The 19,776-nt window shown below is 42.3% G+C and carries 15 protein-coding genes; 8 read left to right on the top strand and 7 right to left on the bottom strand.

Annotation, left to right across the window (positions count from 1 at the left end; translation table 11 throughout):
• The first annotated feature begins 6 nt into the window (after nt 1–6).
• The 5 genes from PROVRUST_RS04970 to PROVRUST_RS04950 all read left to right on the top strand — a co-directional run bounded on the left by PROVRUST_RS04970 (nt 7) and on the right by PROVRUST_RS04950 (nt 7,207).
• Nucleotides 7–735: a C40 family peptidase gene (locus PROVRUST_RS04970; protein WP_006813622.1), complete on the top strand. Its 729-nt coding sequence runs from the start codon at nt 7–9 to the stop codon at nt 733–735.
• A complete protein-coding gene (locus PROVRUST_RS04965) occupies nt 639–1,295 on the top strand; it encodes a tail assembly protein (RefSeq protein WP_071599535.1) in 657 nt (218 codons plus the stop codon). Before PROVRUST_RS04970 ends, PROVRUST_RS04965 begins: the two co-directional genes overlap by 97 nt.
• A gap of 2 nt (nt 1,296–1,297) precedes the next feature.
• Complete coding sequence (locus PROVRUST_RS04960) at nt 1,298–4,564, top strand: TipJ family phage tail tip protein (protein WP_006813620.1); 3,267 nt, start codon at nt 1,298–1,300, stop codon at nt 4,562–4,564.
• Nucleotides 4,561–5,577, top strand: coding sequence for a DUF6453 family protein (locus PROVRUST_RS04955; RefSeq protein WP_006813619.1), 1,017 nt, complete (start codon nt 4,561–4,563; stop codon nt 5,575–5,577). The genes PROVRUST_RS04960 and PROVRUST_RS04955 overlap by 4 nt, the downstream gene beginning before the upstream one ends.
• A gap of 61 nt (nt 5,578–5,638) precedes the next feature.
• On the top strand, nt 5,639–7,207 hold the full coding sequence (locus PROVRUST_RS04950) for a phage tail fiber protein (RefSeq protein ID WP_006813618.1): 1,569 nt from the start codon (nt 5,639–5,641) through the stop codon (nt 7,205–7,207).
• A gap of 40 nt (nt 7,208–7,247) precedes the next feature.
• Here PROVRUST_RS04950 and PROVRUST_RS20485 read toward each other — a convergent pair whose 3' ends face one another.
• Nucleotides 7,248–7,529: a DinI-like family protein gene (locus PROVRUST_RS20485; protein WP_006813617.1), complete on the bottom strand. Its 282-nt coding sequence runs from the start codon at nt 7,527–7,529 to the stop codon at nt 7,248–7,250.
• 625 nt (nt 7,530–8,154) lie between these two features.
• Here PROVRUST_RS20485 and clpS point away from each other — a divergent pair.
• A complete protein-coding gene (gene clpS / locus PROVRUST_RS04940) occupies nt 8,155–8,475 on the top strand; it encodes an ATP-dependent Clp protease adapter ClpS (RefSeq protein ID WP_006813616.1) in 321 nt (106 codons plus the stop codon).
• A gap of 31 nt (nt 8,476–8,506) precedes the next feature.
• Complete coding sequence (gene clpA / locus PROVRUST_RS04935; protein WP_006813615.1) at nt 8,507–10,792, top strand: ATP-dependent Clp protease ATP-binding subunit ClpA; 2,286 nt, start codon at nt 8,507–8,509, stop codon at nt 10,790–10,792.
• Nucleotides 10,793–10,856: 64 nt separating this feature from the next.
• Here clpA and infA read toward each other — a convergent pair whose 3' ends face one another.
• The 6 genes from infA to trxB all read right to left on the bottom strand — a co-directional run bounded on the left by infA (nt 10,857) and on the right by trxB (nt 18,579).
• A complete protein-coding gene (gene infA / locus PROVRUST_RS04930) occupies nt 10,857–11,075 on the bottom strand; it encodes a translation initiation factor IF-1 (protein WP_006813614.1) in 219 nt (72 codons plus the stop codon).
• A 143-nt stretch (nt 11,076–11,218) separates the two neighbouring features.
• Nucleotides 11,219–11,938, bottom strand: coding sequence for a leucyl/phenylalanyl-tRNA--protein transferase (gene aat, locus PROVRUST_RS04925; RefSeq protein WP_006813613.1), 720 nt, complete (start codon nt 11,936–11,938; stop codon nt 11,219–11,221).
• An 8-nt stretch (nt 11,939–11,946) separates the two neighbouring features.
• The gene (gene cydC, locus PROVRUST_RS04920; RefSeq protein WP_006813612.1) at nt 11,947–13,689 is read right to left on the bottom strand and encodes a heme ABC transporter ATP-binding protein/permease CydC; all 1,743 of its coding nucleotides are present in this window, start codon (nt 13,687–13,689) and stop codon (nt 11,947–11,949) included.
• 2 nt (nt 13,690–13,691) lie between these two features.
• Nucleotides 13,692–15,458, bottom strand: coding sequence for a heme ABC transporter permease/ATP-binding protein CydD (gene cydD, locus PROVRUST_RS04915; RefSeq protein WP_006813611.1), 1,767 nt, complete (start codon nt 15,456–15,458; stop codon nt 13,692–13,694).
• Nucleotides 15,459–15,791: 333 nt separating this feature from the next.
• Nucleotides 15,792–17,474 (bottom strand): DUF7057 domain-containing protein, encoded by a 1,683-nt coding sequence (locus PROVRUST_RS04910; RefSeq protein ID WP_006813610.1) that lies wholly within the window; start codon nt 17,472–17,474, stop codon nt 15,792–15,794.
• Between the two features lie 142 nt (nt 17,475–17,616).
• On the bottom strand, nt 17,617–18,579 hold the full coding sequence (gene trxB, locus PROVRUST_RS04905; protein WP_006813609.1) for a thioredoxin-disulfide reductase: 963 nt from the start codon (nt 18,577–18,579) through the stop codon (nt 17,617–17,619).
• A gap of 536 nt (nt 18,580–19,115) precedes the next feature.
• Here trxB and lrp point away from each other — a divergent pair.
• Complete coding sequence (gene lrp, locus PROVRUST_RS04900) at nt 19,116–19,610, top strand: leucine-responsive transcriptional regulator Lrp (protein WP_006813607.1); 495 nt, start codon at nt 19,116–19,118, stop codon at nt 19,608–19,610.
• Nucleotides 19,611–19,776 lie beyond the last annotated feature (166 nt).

Below are 19,776 nucleotides of genomic sequence, written 5' to 3'. Positions count from 1 at the left end.
AATACCATGATAGAACATGACATTCTGGAGCATGCAAAAAGCATGGCGCCACAGGAATCGTGCGGTTTGATTATTCGTATCGATGAAATGGAAATGTATCTTCCTTGTGTAAATCAACACGCGGATCCTGAAAATTATTTCTCAATCTCTGCTGAAGACTATATTCAAGCTAGCCAGCGTGGCGAGGTTGTAGCCATTGTACACAGCCATCCAAATGGCAAGCCATTCCTTAGCGCTTCTGACAGAGCGCATCAATTAAAAACAGCATTGAGTTGGTGGTTAGTTTGTGATGAAAAAATCATCAAGTTTGACGCTGTTCCATTATTACTCGGACGTGATTTTAAGCATGGAACCACTGACTGTTATGGGTTGTTTCGTGATGCTTATCTTTTAGCTGGTCATTTACTTCCTGATTTTGTTAGAGAGGATAACTGGTGGCGACAAGGTAAAGATTTGTACCTTGAGAACCTAACAAATAATGGTTTCAAACAAGTGAAAAGGGATATTCAACCAGGAGATATTATTCTGTGTTGCTATGCCAGTTCACGAGCCAATCACGCCGCTGTTTATCTTGGTAATCAAACTATTCTGCATCATGTCCCTAACCAACTGAGTAAGCGCGAGGTCTACAACGAAAGATGGCAAAAAATGACGCATTCGATTTGGCGTTACCGAAAATGGTCACCATCCGATTTTACGGGGATCTCCAACGATTTGGACGCCGCTTCGATTTAAATATTCATACTGCAGTACAAGGTTTACATGCCTTATTTCTGCAAATTCCCAATCTAAAAAAACACTTCAGTGAAGGTTGGTACCACATCCGCATCAGCGGGTCCGATGTTTCACCAGATGAACTTCATCAACGTATTCATGAGCCATTAATGCCAAATGCCGTTATTCACATTGTTCCTCGCATTGAAGGCGCAAAAAACGGTGGTGTTTTTCAGTTTATTGCCGGCGCTGCTGTTCTTGCGGTGGGATGGTGGAACCCTGCGGGTTGGAGCTTTGGTGCATCGATGATGCTGGCTGGTGCCGCGATGATGATTGGTGGAGTAGCTCAAATGCTAACGCCGATGCCCAAGTCGCCTAATTTATCCCGATCGGAAGAAGAGAAGGGAAATACCTATTTCAGCAACTTAGAAAACTCAGTAGCGCAAGGGATGCCTGTTCCGGTGGCATACGGTGAAATCATGTGCGGTTCTCGGGTTATTTCTCAGGCTGTTGAAATTATGGATGACGGTGATGCAAAAGATATTGATGTAGGTAAACACGGCGGTAGTGGGGAGACGTAATCATGGGTAAAAATGGTGGTAAGCAACATACGCCGTATGAAGCACCAAATGACTTAACATCAAGACAAAAACTGTCCATTATTGATTTAGTCAGCGAGGGGCCTATTGAAGGTCCCGTTGGGGATCTCAAGGGAGTTTACTTAAACAATACTCCAGTTATCGACTCATCGGGTAACAGTAATGTCAATGGTATGACGGCTCAGTGGGTATCTGGAACGCTGGAACAGCCCGCGTTAGAAGGTTTTTCATCTTCATCCAGTGAAACGCCTGTTAGCATTGAAGTGAAGAAAAGCACCCCGGTCACAAGGACAATTACCTCTCGTAACATCGACCGTCTTCGCTTGACCTTCGGGACACAAGCTTTAGTTGAAGTTAAAGATAATGGTGACCGCGTTGGGACATCGGTTGATCTGCAAATTCAAATACAGCGTGGCGGGTCTTGGGTAACAGAGAAGAATGTGACGATTCGAGGGAAACGTAGCAATTCACCCTACTTGATGGCTGTCATACTTGATAATCTTCCGTCACCACCATTTAGCATCCGAATGGTTCGTTTAACAGCGGATAGCACTAGCGATAAGCTACAAAACAATACTATTTGGTCAAGTTATACTGAAATCACAGATATCACTCAAACGTATCCGGGGTCGGCGGTTGCTGGACTGACATTTGAAAGTGAGCAATTTGGCAATCAATATCCTAGTCGAAATTATCTTGTAAAAGGGTTAATCATTCAGGTTCCAGATAACTACGATCCTGAAACACGTACTTACAAGGGAATTTGGAGTGGCTCGTTTAAACCTGCGTACACGAATAACCCTGCATGGGTATTGTATAGCCTACTTACCAACGAACGTTTTGGCCTTGGGAAGCGCCTGAAAATTTCGGAAGTTGATAAGTTTGCGCTCTATATGATTGGACAGTATTGTGATCAATTAGTACCGAATGGGTTTGGTGACAAAGAGCCACGAATGACGTGCAATGCCTATCTTACTGATATTCGTAAAGCCTATGACTATATGAGCGACTTATGCTCAATGATGCGTATTATGCCTGTGTGGAATGGTCAGCAGCTTACTTTTGTTCAAGATAGACCTAGTGATATTGTCTGGCCATACACGAATGCTAACGTTGTGAATGGGCGATTTAACTATAGTTTTAGTCCATTAAAAGCTAGGCATACTATCATTGAGGTGCGATTCATTGACCCTGAAAATGGTTGGAAAACGAGTATTGAACAAGTTTCCGATGACGGTTTGGTCGCTCAATTTGGTCCCAATGTACTAAGAGTTGATGCCTTTGGCTGCACTAGTCGAGGGCAAGCTAGACGTCATGGGTTGTGGATCCTGCTCACTGAAAAATTAGAAACTCAAACGGTTGAATTCGATGTAGGCGCTGAAGGTTTAAGGCATACACCCGGTGACATTATTGAAGTCATGGACAATGACTGGGTTGGTGAGCAGATTGGTGGCCGCTTATTGCAGGTCGATACTGTGCAAAAAATATTAACCCTTGACCGTGATATTGAACCGCCAAAAACGGGGATCACTATGATCTCGGTAATCAACGGAGCCGGAAAGCCAGAGCGAGTAAAGGCAGTCAGCTATCCATCAAGTAATCAGATTAAGGTTGAATCTCTTCCAAATGGAGTAAGACATGGGACTGTCTGGGCGTTAGGGCAATCCGTGCTAGCAAGACGGCTGTTTAGAGCAATAACAATCACGGATAAAGGCGATGGAAGCTATGGGGTTATTGCTGTTCAGCATATACCAGAAAAGGAGTCCATCGTTGATCAGGGCGTCACGTTCGAGCCGTTACCCGACACCCCGCTAGGCGGTTATATTCCACCGGTAGAAAACTTATCTGTTGAAGTGAGTCCTGATAGTGATAGCTGGCAAGTGGAAGCAAACTGGACGACAACAACTGCAGTCCGCGGTGTTGATTTTATTCTGAAGCTAACTCAAGCCGGTCGCATTGTCGGTACTGCTAAAACACAAGAAAATCGATATAGAATCGGTAATTTACCGCAAGGTAACTATTTATTATCGGTATCTCCACAAAACAAGGATGGGCAAAAGGGTGACCAGTCAACAGTGTCATTTGACATTAACCCACCACCGCCACCATCGCATATTGAAGTGACTCCGGGGTTTTTTAGTTTAGGGGTGATCCCGTATGTTGGTGGTCAGAACGCTTTACGTTTGCAATATGAATTCTGGTTTTCAGTTAAGCGTATAGCCAATATTAATGATGTTGAGCAACTGGCTGAATACTTGGGTAATGGCACTATGTGGGTTATTCAGGGACGCAATCTGAAAGCAGGTCAAGTTTATTACGTGTATGTCAGAAGCGTTAACCCGGTTGGTAAATCGCAATTCGTTGAAGCGAGCGGCGCACCGGAAACCAAAACAGATGAAATCATTGATATGCTTGGTGATGGCTTCATGACTACTGAAGCCGGAAAAAGGCTGGAGGAACAGCTTAATTGGCTCAATGAAGCTAGCTTGATAAATGGTGCCGCCACCTTTGAAGTTCAGCAAGATTTGTTCACAAAACACGGCGAATCAATGGCGCAGATTAAGCGCTTGGATCGTGTGTTTGCTAGCGCTGAGTTGGCATGGGCTCAATCTATTGTTGAGATCACAGCTTCAATTGAAGGGGTTCAAGCTGGAGTCATTAAAAACGACAAAGCTATTGCAAGTTTGGATAAAGCATTTTCAGAATCACAAACTCGGGTACAAGCTCAATTTGGTGAGCAAAGTGCGCTTATTGATACGAAGGCAACAACTGAGTTTACGGCTACTGGTGAAGGGTATGCTACTTGGGATGTGAACGCCGGTGTTTGGTACAACAAAACATTCTACAAAGCAGGGATGGTTATTAGTGCCGAAGTGAAGGCAGGGAAAGTCAGCACTTACATCGGATTTATGGCGAATAACTTTGCATTCATCAACCCTACAAACGGTAAATTTGAAACGTTTATGTACATGAAAGATGGTCAAATTTTCATGAAAGAAACGTTTATTGATAAGGCTTGGCTAAATAGCGTAGTTGTGACTGACAAAATGACGTCAGGAAATTACGTTCCCAGCAAAGTTGGTTTTAATATTGACGCTAAAACGGGCGACGCGGAGTTTAACAAACTACTCATCAGCGGGGATTTTAAAATCGTTGGGGATGCAGGTCGGGTGTTAGTCGATGGTACCGGAATGACAGTCTATGACGAAAATGGAAGATGGGCCGTGAAAGTGGGGAGGCGTCCAGCATGAGTGATGATTATGGGCTATTCATAAACCCTAAAGACGGCGGGAAACCGATTGAAATCACTAACAACTCTTATCCGCTAACCTTTCTAAAGCATATTGTTATTCATCCACTCAGCCCACAGCCGTATCAAAAAAATAAGTCTGTTAATGTACCAGGAATGTCGAAATACAATGTGGTCATTGTACCTTCAGCGTTATGCCACTTTCTGGCTTATGGTTCGGTGCAGGGCGTGAGTATCGGAAGCTATTGGGTGTCGGGCGATACATTCTATTGTAACTATGACTGGTGGGGCGGTGATTCAGGTTGGTTGCCGGGGAGTGATGGTAACTCCCACTTTTTCTTGTATGGCGTACTGAAGGAAGCGCCGCAAGATTCGTACGGTTTGTTTATTAACTCGCAGCTAGATGCCGCGATTGATAATTTCAGAGCAATCACGCAAGAATCCACGGTAGCTTACTGCGTATATCGCAAAAAGATTTATATCGATGTGGATAAATACAGTAAAGGGTATTGGAGTATACCGGCTGATATCCCTAATCGCGGATCTGCATTAGTTTTTTTAAGACCGGAATCGTCAGGTCAGGTGCTTCGCTATGATAGACCCAATTCCAGAGTCATTGCGAGAAATGCAGGGTACGTTTATGTGGTTATCTTTGCGTATGGATTGAATTTACAACCCGCAGATGGGTTAACGATTTGGAATAAAAACGGCGGTGTAGCTTTTTCATCAGATTATTGCCCATTTTATAACAACGGACAAATTGTTAATACAAGTAACAATGTGGCGACAAGCAAGTTCAGTGTTCCTATGTTTACCATGGATAGCCCTAATACATGGCTGGAGAACGAAAGGAACTCAATAAACTGTTATATGTCTGGCTTTGTTGTTTCAGGAAGCCGGATACAGGCAACTAAGATGTGGACAGTAGATAGCTACCCATCGTACGCAAACTCTATGTTCAACCAAATCGTTTATGCGGGATGTTACAGCATCGATTTCAACGACTACTTCTAAATACTCAATTCAACGATAAGCCGCGAAAGCGGTTTTTTTGCGTCCAAATTTTGGAGTTAATATGATTTATCAAGCAGGCACAATCGCAACTACGGCAGGACAAACTAAAATAAAAGGTACCGGAACGCGCTGGAAAGATAACTTAGCCGGCATCTCGGAGGGTTGCCCAATTTCCTATCTCATCAATAACGTTGTGTACATGAACACAGTGTTATCAGTGAATTCAGATACAGAGATTAACCTCACATATCCAGTGCCAGTAGCAGCTTCAGCAGCGAAGTATCAGATTGCGACATTCGTTCTAGATAGCATGAGCGATGGTGTTCGCAAGATGCTAGCGAATCAGCAGTATATCCAGTATTTCTTGCGCAACATGGATGCATGGCTAACGCAAGACGGCATTGTTGAAGTCAAAACACCGACGGGTGAAACGGTAAAACTAGAAAGTATCATTGCTCTGAAAAAGCTGATTGATGGAAAGTTTGATAAAAAAGGCGGTGTAGTTACAGGACCAACAACCTTCAATCACACTAACATCAGAGTTAGCGGCACAAATGACTGGACATCACTTAGATTGATCAGACTTGATGGTTCGTATGTGATGTTTCAAACAAATCCAGCAGCAGAAAGCAATATGGCAACTATCATTAATAGAGATAAAGATGAGAAAACATTAGGTATCTTTAGCATTCCAAATAGAACTGGAACGGCTATGCTTGTCGGTGATTTTGGTGTTGGCAGTCGCCCGTTCGGAGCGAGTCCATTTAATGTTAATGATGACACAAAGAAGATAACCGGTTTTTTTAGCTACACTAATTTCAACAAAGATAACTTATCTTCAGGATTCCGAGGCTTCTCTTCATACTATAACGACAATATTGGGTTTATGCTTGGCGGTGCGGTTATTAGCGGAAAGTATATTGTTAGCGCTAAATTCATTATGAATAATATTGAAACTGATGCGATCTTACTACACTCGCTTAATACCACAAAAGACTCAAACGGTAACATAAAAGCTGCATCCCCAATCATTAAGGTATTCGCAGACCACATCGAACTTAACGATGAATCAGAGGGTGTAACACTCAAGAAACTGCACACTGGAATTTATCAACTGCATGGGGTCCTTGGTTTACACTCTGATGCTAGTTGGGGAGGTGTTAATGGTGGTATCACAATTCCATGCGGAATTAACCAGCTTCCACTTGTGTATGTGCTTTATGATGTACTTGAAAAAGGTAAACCACATCCATTTGACGGTCGTATCGTTGAGCCTGATGAGGATGGTGATATCGTACTTTATACTACATATCGCAAGCATGACTTGCCGCAGAACATTCAATATGAGCGATTCAAGCTTTACCCTGAATTTCTTAAAGAAGTTGATGGGGAAATGGTTGAGTTAACTCCGGGTGAGCCTTGTGATATTCCCAATGGTCACTGGATTGATGTTCGTGTGAATATGCCAAGTGATTCTATCTACAATCAGAAGCTAGCTGAAGCGGAGCGACTAGCGAAAATTGAAGCGGAACGGGTAGCGAAAGAAGAGGCTGAAAAAGCTGCGCGTGAGGCAGCGGAGAGATTAGAGGAAGAATCCAAACAAGAACAAGCAAGCAAACTAGAAGAGTAATAACTAAGGTGCGCCAGCTCGAGTGGTTGGCGCAATCTGATCATTTATCGAAATACTCCACTTCCTCAGTTTCTTTCATTTCAGGCATCCAATCCCCGTCATTCCATATTTCTTCCAGCGTTTCTTCGATGTAGGTTTTCTTTTCGTTCTTTCCAAGACCATCAATGGACACATTAGCTTGAGAACCCCAGTTGATATCGATGTTTAAATCTGGGTATTTCTGGCTCAATCTTTTTGTGATCTCATTTCTCAATGCGTCGAAAGTTCCCATGGGTAACTTACCTTTCATACTCGCAGCAAAGCGAACTTTAATAGTAACCATCCGCACATTCTCCTTACATAAAAACTGTATACAAAAACAGGTAAATAATAACTGTGATTATATACAGTAAAATATTAATGAAGGTCAAGAAATAAGGTGAAATTTATCTTATGGCTAAGAAAATGACTTCCCCAAAACCATTTAAAGAATATCGTTAAATCAAGAGGTTAAATGATAGTTGAAAATGACATAAAACCAAGAGCGAATACCATTTTAATAATTATGAATCAATAGGTTAAGTTATTATTAAGCGCATGAATAAAATACACATGCAAACTAGGTATAAGTACGAGATTTATCGCTCGCAATTCATACTGTAGTAAATAGCTTTACTTGGTCAAGAGTCGGATTTTGGCATTTCAGCTAAACTGAAAATAATCCGATGAGCGTTTTAAGTTAATTTGTGTAATATTTGAAGTGGATCACAGAATATTGGTCATGTAAGTTATCGTACTTTACATGGTACACTGTCATAAACTGAGAGTTAGCTGACAAATAGCAGATAAAAACTCGTTGGGAGTCTAGCTTTATTGATCGTCCGTTTGACTAATGGATACCATTGATAATAAAGACTATGCTTAAATTGTATTTCCACACTGAGCAAGAATACTGAGCAATTAAAGTAATGAGCGATTTTCTGGGCACATTTAAAACTGACACGATTTTTAAAAATGAGGTCGAACAAACACTCCAGCCTCCATCGATGTATAAAGTACTGTTAAATAATGATGATTACACGCCGATGGATTTTGTTGTGGAAGTGTTACAAAAATTCTTTTCTTTTGATGAAGAACGCGCTACACAAATAATGTTAGATGTGCATTTTCAAGGCAAGGGCAGCTGTGGTGTTTATACGGCGGAAGTTGCAGAGACAAAAGCAGCTCAAGTTAATGCCTTTGCAAGGGAACATGAATATCCTTTATTGTGTACTATAGAGAAAGTCTGAATAGTCTTAATATCAATTTGGGGAGGTGCTTATGCTCAATCAAGAACTGGAGCTTAGTCTAAATGTCGCTTTTACTCGGGCGAAAGACAGTCGGCATGAATTTATGACTGTGGAGCACCTATTGCTAGCATTACTAAGCAATATTTCTGCACGGGAAGCCTTAGAGGCATGTAAAGTTGACCTTGTTGCTTTGAGGCAAGAACTCGAGCATTTTATTGCTCAAACTACACCTCTATTACCTGAAAATGATACTCGAGATACTCAGCCAACGCTTAGTTTCCAGCGAGTATTGCAACGTGCTGTTTTTCACGTTCAATCCTCTGGACGCAATGAAGTAACTGGCGCTAATGTGCTGGTGGCTATTTTTAGTGAACAAGAGTCTCAAGCGGCCTACTTATTACGTAAACATGATGTTAGCCGCCTCGATATCGTTAATTATATTTCCCATGGCACGATTAAAGGTGAGGATTCGTCATCTTCAGAATCTGATGCATCTAATAATATGCCACCAAGTGAAGAACAGCCAGTCTCAGAAGACCATATGGACAACTTCACGACCAACCTTAACCAGCAAGCCAAGAAAGGTAATATCGACCCGCTGGTAGGACGACAGGCTGAATTAGAGCGTACTATTCAAGTACTGTGTCGCCGTCGCAAAAATAATCCGTTGTTAGTCGGAGAATCAGGGGTTGGTAAAACCGCTATTGCTGAAGGTCTGGCATGGCGCATTGAGCAGAATGATGTTCCTGATGTTATGAAGGAGTGTACGATCTATTCCTTGGATATAGGATCATTGTTGGCGGGAACAAAATACCGTGGTGACTTTGAAAAACGATTTAAAGCGCTACTGAAAATGTTGGAAAAAGATCCCAAAAGCATTCTGTTTATTGATGAAATCCACACGATTATCGGTGCTGGTGCAGCTTCGGGTGGTCAGGTTGATGCGGCGAACTTAATCAAGCCATTACTCTCGAGTGGTCGTATTCGTGTTATGGGTTCCACCACTTATCAAGAGTTCAGCAATATTTTTGAGAAAGACCGCGCATTAGCTCGTCGCTTCCAAAAAATTGATATTGTGGAGCCATCGCCAGAAGAGACGGTGAGGATTATTAATGGTCTGAAACCTAAATATGAAGCTCACCATGATGTTCGTTACACCGCGAAAGCTATTCAGGCGGCTGTCGATTTATCGGTTAAATACATTACAGACCGGCATCTGCCTGATAAGGCAATTGATGTTATTGATGAAGCGGGAGCGAGAACGCGTTTAGTGGCGCCAAGTAAACGCAAGAAAACCATCGGCGTTCCTGAAATCGAAACAGTCGTGGCTCGTATTGCTCGTATTCCTGAAAAAACAGTCTCTTCTAGCGATAAAGATCGTTTGAGAACTTTAGATTCTCGATTGAAGATGCTGGTCTTTGGACAAGATAAGGCGATTGAAGCATTAACCGAAGCGATCAAAATGAATCGTGCGGGTCTTGGCTTAGATCACAAGCCTGTTGGCTCATTCTTATTCGCAGGACCAACAGGAGTTGGTAAAACTGAAGTTACGGTACAGCTAGCGAAAGCACTGGATGTGAAGTTGCTGCGCTTTGATATGTCTGAATATATGGAGCGCCATACGGTTAGCCGATTAATTGGTGCACCTCCGGGATATGTCGGATTTGATCAAGGTGGCTTACTCACTGATGCGGTCATCAAACACCCACACTCTGTGGTGCTGTTAGATGAGATCGAAAAAGCGCATCCTGACGTGTTTAATATCCTGTTGCAGGTGATGGATCACGGTACGTTAACGGATAATAACGGTCGCAAGGCTGACTTCCGTAATGTGATTGTGGTGATGACGACGAATGCTGGTGTGCAAGAAACCCAGCGCCGTTCTATTGGTTTTGCGGATCAAGATAACAGCACCGATGCCATGTCTGAAATCAAAAAGACATTTTCACCGGAATTCCGTAACCGTTTAGACGGTATAATTTGGTTTAACTCGCTGTCACCTGAAATTATTACCCAAGTAGTTGATAAGTTTATTGTTGAACTTCAAGCTCAGTTGGATGATAAAGGGGTATCGATTGAAGTGAGCCAAAGCGCTCGTCGTTGGTTGTGTGAAAAAGGTTATGACAAGGCAATGGGTGCCCGACCTATGGCTCGCATTATTCAGGATAACCTGAAAAAACCGTTGGCAAACGAACTATTATTTGGCTCGTTAACGAATGGTGGCTCGGTGAGTATCGGGCTTGATGAAACAAGTAACACACTGACATACAGCTTCAATAGCGTGCACAAGGCCTCTCCGGAGGATGCGGTAATCTGACAAAATAATACCACAGGTGTCTTATGCACCTGTGGTCATGTCAGGCCTTGCCTGAAGAGAGAAATCAGCGGCTACGGAAAATAATGCGGCCTTTGGTCAGGTCATAAGGTGTTAATTCAACAGTGACCTTGTCGCCTGTCAGAATGCGGATGTAGTTTTTACGCATTTTACCTGAGATATGAGCAGTCACAACGTGACCATTTTCCAGTTCAACGCGGAACATTGTATTTGGCAGGGTATCCAAAACAGTTCCCTGCATTTCAATATTGTCTTCTTTGGCCATCTAATCCTCTAAAGTCTAATAACCGTGGTTTTTTACGGGCAAGATAATGCCCAAAAACCCACACTAAGTAAAGAAGTGTCGCATTTTAAAGCGATCTTTCTTTAGTGATAATGGGAATAAAGTTACTGAAATATCATCAAGTTTCACTTATAAAGTGGTGATATTTCAAATGATTTCGGCAAATCTATTGACTGCGGTAACCAGCAAGCTGGGTTGATCCGTTGGTCGCGCCACCGATAAAGAATATGCAAAAAATCCCTACGGGATATTTCTTTTGCGCCGAGTGAGGCGGTGTGGTGGTTAAGTACCTGACAATCAAAAAGTTGCCCATTATAGCGCAAAAAATGAAAATAGAATGTAATAAAAGCACATTTGGATGCATCATTCATTCTACTGAACATCGATTCACCACAAAATAGGTGTCCTACGTTAACGCCATACAGCCCACCGACTAACTTATCGCCATGCCAAGCTTCAATGGAGTGAGCGATACCTTCTTCATGTAATGCAATGTAACCTGCTCTAACGGAAGGTAAAATCCATGTTCCTTCTGCTCTAATTGCACAAGCTTCAATGACTTGCTGAAAAGCGTGGTTAATCGTAATCCGATACGGCGACTTTTTTAAGGTTTTTTTCATTGAGCGACTAATATGTAAGTCACCAACTTTTAAAACTGCTCGCGGATCGGGGGACCACCAGAGAGGAACTTCACCGGGGTTAAACCACGGAAAAATTCCATCATAGTATGCAGATTGTAGTCTTCTAGACGAAAGGTCGCCACCAATGGCCAGTAAACCATTAGGTTCCCGCATCGCTTCGGATACGGGAGGAAACAGATAAGAATCATCATCGAGTTGGTACATGGCTCACCTTAGTGGGTCTGTTGAACCAAATGACGCTGACGGAACTGATAATAACGACCTTGTGCAGTTAACAGTTGTTGGTGAGAACCTTGTTCAATGATTTCGCCATTATCCATCACACAGATAGTATCCATCAGCTCTAAACCTTGCATACGATGGGTGATCACGATCAGCGTTTTATCCGCACATTTTTGTTTCAATAAGCTGAGTATTTGTTGCTCTGTTTGTGCATCTAAGCCCTCAGTTGGCTCATCCATTAAGATTAGTGGGGTATCATGCAGCAGTGCCCGAGCGATACCTAAGCGGCGTTGTTCGCCACCAGACAGTTGACGACCACCTTCACCCATCCAAGCGTTTAGTTTCAGCTGATTATCCAATAAATTATCTAAGCCAACCTGAGTTAACACATCAATGAGTTGCTCATCAGTCGCGCGTTCATTTGCGATTAGCAAGTTATTACGCAGTGTATCGCTGAATACATGGACACGTTGTGGAACCACCGACATGATGCTACGCAGCGCTAGCTCACTGTATTCTTGGATAGATTGCCCATTAATTGAAATTGTTCCGCTATCCACATCCCATGCACGAGTCAGCAGTTGAAGTAAGGTTGATTTACCACAACCCGTTTTCCCTAATAAAGCGAGATGTTGACCTTTATTTAATGACAGTGACACGTTTTTTAAAACAGCAAAAGGTTGCTCTGGGTAGGTAAAACTCACATTGTCGATAACTAAGCTTTCTAAATTATCGAGATTTTTACCGTCAGGCTTGAAGGTTACTTCAGGTTTTGCATGCATCAACTGGGAAACGCGAGTAGCAGAGGCAATAACTTGCCCCATATGTTGGAAAGCAACGGCAACCGGACCTAATGCTTCAAATGCGGCAAGGGCACAGAAGACGAAGAGTGCGATTAAGGCTCCAGGTTGAGTATTTCCACCCACATGTTCCGCAGCCATCCACATTAAGAGGGTTGCAGTGAACCCAGAGGCTGCCAAAATAATTGCCTGTGATAACCCTGTCAGCGCTGCTTGCTGCTGCTGACGAGCTTGCCAAGTGCTTTCAATGGCGAATAAATGCTGGCGGAAGCGTTCGGTTGCACCAAAGAGCGCCAATTCAGCTTGCCCTTGCAATGCGGATGTTAAGACGGTGCGATAATTGCTACGCAATTCAGTTAGCTCACGTCCAATTGGTTTTCCTGCACGATAAAATACCCATGGCATGGTGAACAGTAAAAATAGCATGACACCACCGAGCACCCATGCAAGACGAGGATCGAGGAAACTTAATCCAAAAATCAGGACAAAGGTGACGAAGAACGCGGTAATGATTGGTGATAATACGCGTAAATAGAGATGGTCGAGGGTTTCGACATCCGCCACTAATCTATTGAGTAGATCTCCTTGGCGAAAACGGCTGATCCCGCCGGGAGATAACGGTAGAACTTTACTGAAGGCGAAAACACGTAAATGAGCTAAAACTTTAAACGTTGCGTCATGGCTCACTAAACGTTCAGCGTAGCGTCCCGCTGTACGGAATATGGCGGCTCCACGAACACCCGCGGCGGGGAGCATGTAGTTAAAGAAATAAATTCCGGGAAAACCGACAATCGCTGTACCTGCTAAAAACCAACCCGATAGCGTGAGAAGCCCAATACTGGCGAGTAACGTGACAATAGCCAGAATAATCCCTAATGAAATTAAGAACCAATGGCGGCGATAAAGCGCTAAAAAAGGTAATAATACTTTCATTTTTAGAGCTCCTCATGACGGTGAGCAAGTAGTTGGGCAAAAGGCCCTTCAGATTGACTCAGTTGTTGATAATTGCCACGTTGAATTATTTGCCCATTGGCCATCACCCAAATTTGGTCATAGCCGACGGTTTCTTCCAATAGATGCGTGACTAACAAAGTAGTTTGCTGAGCAGATAACTGATTCAGAGTCTCCATAACGCGTTGTTCGCTGTGGGCATCTAAACTTGCCGCCGGCTCATCTAATAAGAGTAGACGAGAAGGTTTTAATAATACACGGGCTACAGCGACACGTTGAGCTTGCCCGACCGATAATCGAGCGGCATAGTCACCAAGGCGGGTATTTAAACCATCCGGTAGATTGGGTACAAATTCAGCTACGTAGGCTTTTTCAATCGCAGATTGAATTTCCTTGTCAGAAGCCTCCGGCTTGCCTAAACAGATATTCTCAACCAAAGTTTGTTCGGGTAAATGTGGATTTTGACCTACCCAGCCTACCAGTGCTCGCCATTGTTCAGGTTGCAGTTGGCTTAGCTCGTGACCATTAATGGTAATGGAGCCACGATAAGGTAAGAAGCCAAGTAATAAGTTGAGTAGGGAGCTTTTACCAGCACCACTTTGCCCTACTAAAGCAATACGTTGCTGTGGTTCGATAGTAAAATCGAGGGGACCAGCAAGGCATACACCATCATGGGATAAGACTTCTAATTGTTTGGCTTCAATACGAATGGGTTGGTCATCCAGAACCAAACTTCCCTGTTGCTGTTTTTCCTCACCATGGCTCTCAAGTAAAGTAACCAATGATTCGGCTGCGCCTACGGCTTGTGCTTTCGCGTGATAGTAAGTGCCTAAATCACGTAATGGTTGGAAAAATTCAGGAGATAAAATGAGCGCAAGGAAACCGGCAAATAAACTCACACCTAACCCATAACTACCGAAATTGATTTCTCCTAGATAGGAGAAACCAAAATAAACAGCCACGACGGCGATCGATATAGACGCAAAAAATTCTAAAACAGCGGAAGATAAAAACGCCATGCGCAAAACTTCCATTGTTCTAGAACGAAAATCTTCAGTGGATTCACGAATTTGGTTTACTTCTGCCTTCCCACGGAAAAACAGTCGTAGGGTATCTAAGCCTCGTAATCTATCGAGGAAACTACCACTTAAGCGGCTCAATGCTAAGAAGTTTCGGCGGTTAGCATCCGCGGCACCTAATCCAACCAGCGCCATAAAAACGGGGATCAGCGGAGCTGTAACGAAGAGAATTAATCCGGCAACCCAGTTAAACGGGAAAATGGCAATGAGGATCATGATTGGGATGATCCCTGCTAAATACATTTGGGGTAGATAGCGAGAATAATAATCTTGCATATCTTCAATCTGTTCCAAAATGATGGTTGCCCAGCTGCCCGCCGGCTTACCTTTCACCCAAACTGGACCTAATTCTTGGAGTTTATCTAACACCATCCCTCGAACCTGTTGTCTGATAATTTGACCACAGTGAAAGCCAACACGCTCTCGGATATAGTGAACAATAGCTCGTAGGGCGAATACGCTAATCAATAGAGCGAAGTCCGTGAGTAATTGTTCTCGGGGGATATGGTCCATCATTAGGGCTTGTAAGATTACAGCCAAGAACCAAGCTTGAGCAATAATCAGTAAACCACTTACAATGCCTAATAGCATAGAAATTCGGAGCCAACGTTTAGCCGGAGCGCTATGTTGTTTTAACCAACGCACCAATTCAGTCTGTCTTGATTTATCCATAATGATTTAGTTAGCAGGTGTAGTTTTAATGTTATTGAGTACTGTTAGACGAGGCAAAAAAAAGCCTAATCTAACGACATTTTTCCTTATCATAACAGCTTCTAAGGGATATGTTGCATAATAAAAACGGGTTATTTAAATAGAACAATTTTTGTTATCGATATGTTTTATAAAGGTAAATTATAATGAAGCTAAATATGAAAGGTTTTGAGTTAGCGGGGGATGTTACCGTTATTATCGATGAAAAATAAGGTGGCTTAATTTAGATTTGTTAAGCCACCGACATTTTATTGAAGAAATAACTCTGAATAGGTAGAAAGTATTTCTATTAATTTATTCAGTTGTAATTTCTAACCACGCTTTGGTTTTTAACTGGTATTGACCGTTAAGCAGTTTGTCCCATGCAGCCTTTTTGCTCGGAATATCATCAAAATGTGTTATCTGCTCTTCGATAACGTTCCAAGTGTCTGCCGTGGATTGCCAAATAATGCACTCATAGTTAGATATCTCAGCTTCACTATGGCACATCACAATGTCATCGTGACCATCTTGATTGACATCTGCCATAAATCCAAGACAACTCTGAGGGCTATAATAATTGGTGCAATACCAGCTGCCACTAATATCGTCTCCCATGGAAAACCAACTTTGAGGGATGGGTTTACTATTTTTCGCCATCACTAAAACATCTTTCAGCAACTTTTGATTTTCTGGTGAATAGTCACTGGTTTTCAATAGCATTTGATATTCAGGATTTTGGTTCAGTTTTGCGAGCGCGTCTTGGCCTCGTTTACCGAGGTTTTCTAGGTCGTAACCCAAGGTACGGTTAATCTTAATTTTTCCTTGCTCAATTGCAGACATCATGCTGTTGACTGTGATCTTTTCGAAATTCGCAATTGGACTATTAATGATGAGGATAATGCCAATCAAGCTGCTTATTGCCACTTTGTTGATAGAACCTAAGGAAAGTGACCAACTCTGTCTTTTGAGAAGGATGGCAATACTGTAGGAGAGGATGATTAATGCTAGGAATATCGCGATGGTAAATGCATACAGGCGGCTCACACTCCAACTGTATTGATTCACACGAACTAAAATGCCATATAGCGAAAGGGCTGAAAATGCGTTTAATAACACAATGCTAGTCAGTACAAAACTATTAAAAATGACACCAAATTGCTGACGATGGGTTCCATCACCATAGACGGCATTAATAAAAATGACATTTAAAATGATAAAGCCAAGCATTGTGCCTGAACCTAATTCAGAAGAGGTAAAACGCACATTTGTTGCTAGCGATATAACGAAGCCAATTAAGAAAATAATGGCAACAACGCTGAGTAGTGGTAAGAAAAATAGAGAGAAGTATCGGACTATATTATTCAACTGCATTACGAGCTTGGCACGAAGAAATAGCAAGCTGATGTTAAATCCCAATAAAAATGCCACCCAAAGTGTATATTCGCTGTCAAGAAGATGGCTGAGAGCAGACAGATTTACAATGGAAAATAAGAAGCTGGCTTGCTTCACAATAAGCGCTAATAATCCCCCAATGGCACATGACGTAATACCGAATAAGGTATTACGAAAATAGTAACCCACTAAACAACCATAATTCGCTTTCCATGTCCCTGTTGCTTGGTAGTTCTGCATCCAGGGTAACAAGAAAAAAATTAGCACAGTTAGCGTGACACCGACTAAAAAGGGGTCCCTACTGCTGGAATATTCCAAATCTACGCTTTGCCAAGTATTAATCCAACAAGCCAGAACAATCACGAGAATGATGTTTAGATAGAAAGCGGATTGTTTAGCATTGGTAATCAGGAAACTGATTACTGAGGGTACAAAGATAGCCAAGATCAGAGGTAGGTAAGCCAATGTTGGGCTTAATTCGATGCTGGTACGCGTGGAATAATCCAAATTGGCTGTAATGATGATGCCTTGAATGATGGCTAAGATCGAAATAATGACGTAAGCAAGCCGACTAATCGGCTCTTTTTGTGTTTGTGGATCCATGCAATTCCCTTATTTAATTAGTATCGTTATCGGATTGAGTATAGGGAGTGGATTTAAGGCGTAATATAAACTTGCTCCTAATTAGGGAATAAAAAAAGCGCCTTAGTGGAATTAAGGCGCTTGAGTATTCTAGAGGCAATAATTATTTATTGTCTGCTAATCCATCAAGATAACGTTCTGCATCTAATGCCGCCATACAGCCAGTTCCAGCGGAAGTAATTGCCTGACGATAAATATGATCCATTACATCACCTGCGGCAAAAATACCTTCAACAGAGGTTTGAGTTGCATTACCATTAGTGCCGGATTGCACTTTGATGTAGCCATTATTTAATACTAATTGACCTTCAAAAATCCCCGTGTTAGGGCTATGACCAATAGCAATAAATGCGCCCATTACAGCGACATCTTCAGTTTTACCTGTTTTTGTGCAACGTAAACGAACGCCAGTTACGCCCATATCGTCACCAAGAACTTCATCTAAGGTATTGTCAGTGTGCAGAACAATATTACCGTTTTCGACTTTATCCATTAGGCGATTGATTAGGATTTTTTCAGCTCTAAAGCTATCACGGCGGTGAATGAGATGAACTTCTGAGGCAATGTTGGACAGGTATAATGCTTCTTCAACCGCCGTATTCCCTCCACCAACAACAGCAACTTTTTGATTGCGATAGAAGAATCCATCACAAGTTGCACAAGCTGAAACCCCACGACCTTTAAAGGCTTCTTCGGAAGGTAAACCGATGTAACGGGCTGATGCGCCTGTCGCGATAATCAATGCGTCACAAGTGTATTCGGTGTCATCGCCAAAAAGACGGAAAGGGCGTTGCTGAAAATCAACTTTAGTAATATGGTCATTGATGATTTCAGTTTCGAATTTTTCAGCATGAGCCTGCATGCGTTCCATGAGTCCTGGGCCAGTTAAGCCCTCAGGATCACCCGGCCAGTTTTCAACTTCAGTGGTTGTAGTTAATTGACCGCCTTTTTCCACCCCAGTAATCAGTGCAGGGTGTAAATTTGCGCGAGCGGCGTAAACCGCTGCGGTATAACCAGCAGGACCTGAACCTAAAATGATTAACTTGCGATGTGTGGTTGTGCTCATGAATTCCTCGTTTAGTCTCAAAAAAGCATATTCACGATTGTAGGAGAAATAGGGGGTTAACAAAAGTGATTTAACCAACCATTCATTGGAGTAGTGCAAATTTTTCTGATAGGCAATACCAATTAAGAGTTAAAAAATGAAAGGGAAAGTGCTCTAATCACGAAGTGATATTTTTAGGAATTATCCTGAATTGTGTCCGCGAAACGTTTTACTGGAAAAAAAACCGAAATCTTGTACTGATTTTTATTCATTTACTTTGACAATCGGCTGCGCATTTGCGAAAACATCTATCTAAGAGTTAATTATCTAGCAGGTCAATGGAAATGGCGCATTTTTGTTCTTACTGGAAAATTAACTTTACGTCATTCATTAACCTAAATAATGGTGATGATTGTGAACAAGGCTTCAGTTCACGGGAACTTCAGTATTACGAATAAAATAGGCCCACAGATGAATACTAACGTAAATTAGTAGGCGATCAGATGGTGCGGTTTTATAGATGTACAAAATAACAATTAGAGAAAGAGAGATAAGAGATGATTGACAATAAAAAGCGTCCTGGCAAAGACCTAGACCGTATTGACAGGAACATACTGAACGAATTACAGAAAGATGGGCGTATCTCTAACGTAGAACTATCTAAGCGTGTTGGTTTATCTCCAACACTCTGTTTAGAGCGTGTCCGTCGTCTTGAAAGACAGGGTTTTATTTCTGGTTACACAGCATTACTAAACCCTCATTACTTAGATGCATCATTACTGGTTTTTGTGGAAATTACGCTTAACCGTGGTGCGCCAGATGTCTTTGAACAATTCAATACGGCAGTTCAAAAACTTGAAGAAATTCAAGAGTGTCACCTTGTATCAGGTGATTTTGACTATCTGTTGAAAACGCGTGTGCCTGATATGTCCGCATATCGTAAATTACTAGGTGAAACCCTGCTACGTCTTCCTGGCGTAAACGACACTCGCACCTATGTAGTTATGGAAGAAGTTAAACAAAGTAACCGTTTAGTGATTAAAACTCGCTAATCTCACTTTGTTCCACCTATTCCTGCACAGCAATCCCTATTGTTGTCACACTGCAGTTTCAACGCTGAGTTTACTCAGCGTTGTTCCGTTTTAGGCTATTCATTTCTGATGAGTTATCCTGCGGATCTCTCTTTCGAACACTATCTAGTCATTTATCGTCTTATAC

It is taken from the genome of Providencia rustigianii DSM 4541 (assembly GCF_000156395.1).
In the GTDB taxonomy this organism is placed as follows: Bacteria; Pseudomonadota; Gammaproteobacteria; order Enterobacterales; family Enterobacteriaceae; genus Providencia; species Providencia rustigianii.
Note: the sequence above shows the minus strand (reverse complement) of the source record. Positions and strands in the feature narration are given on the sequence as shown.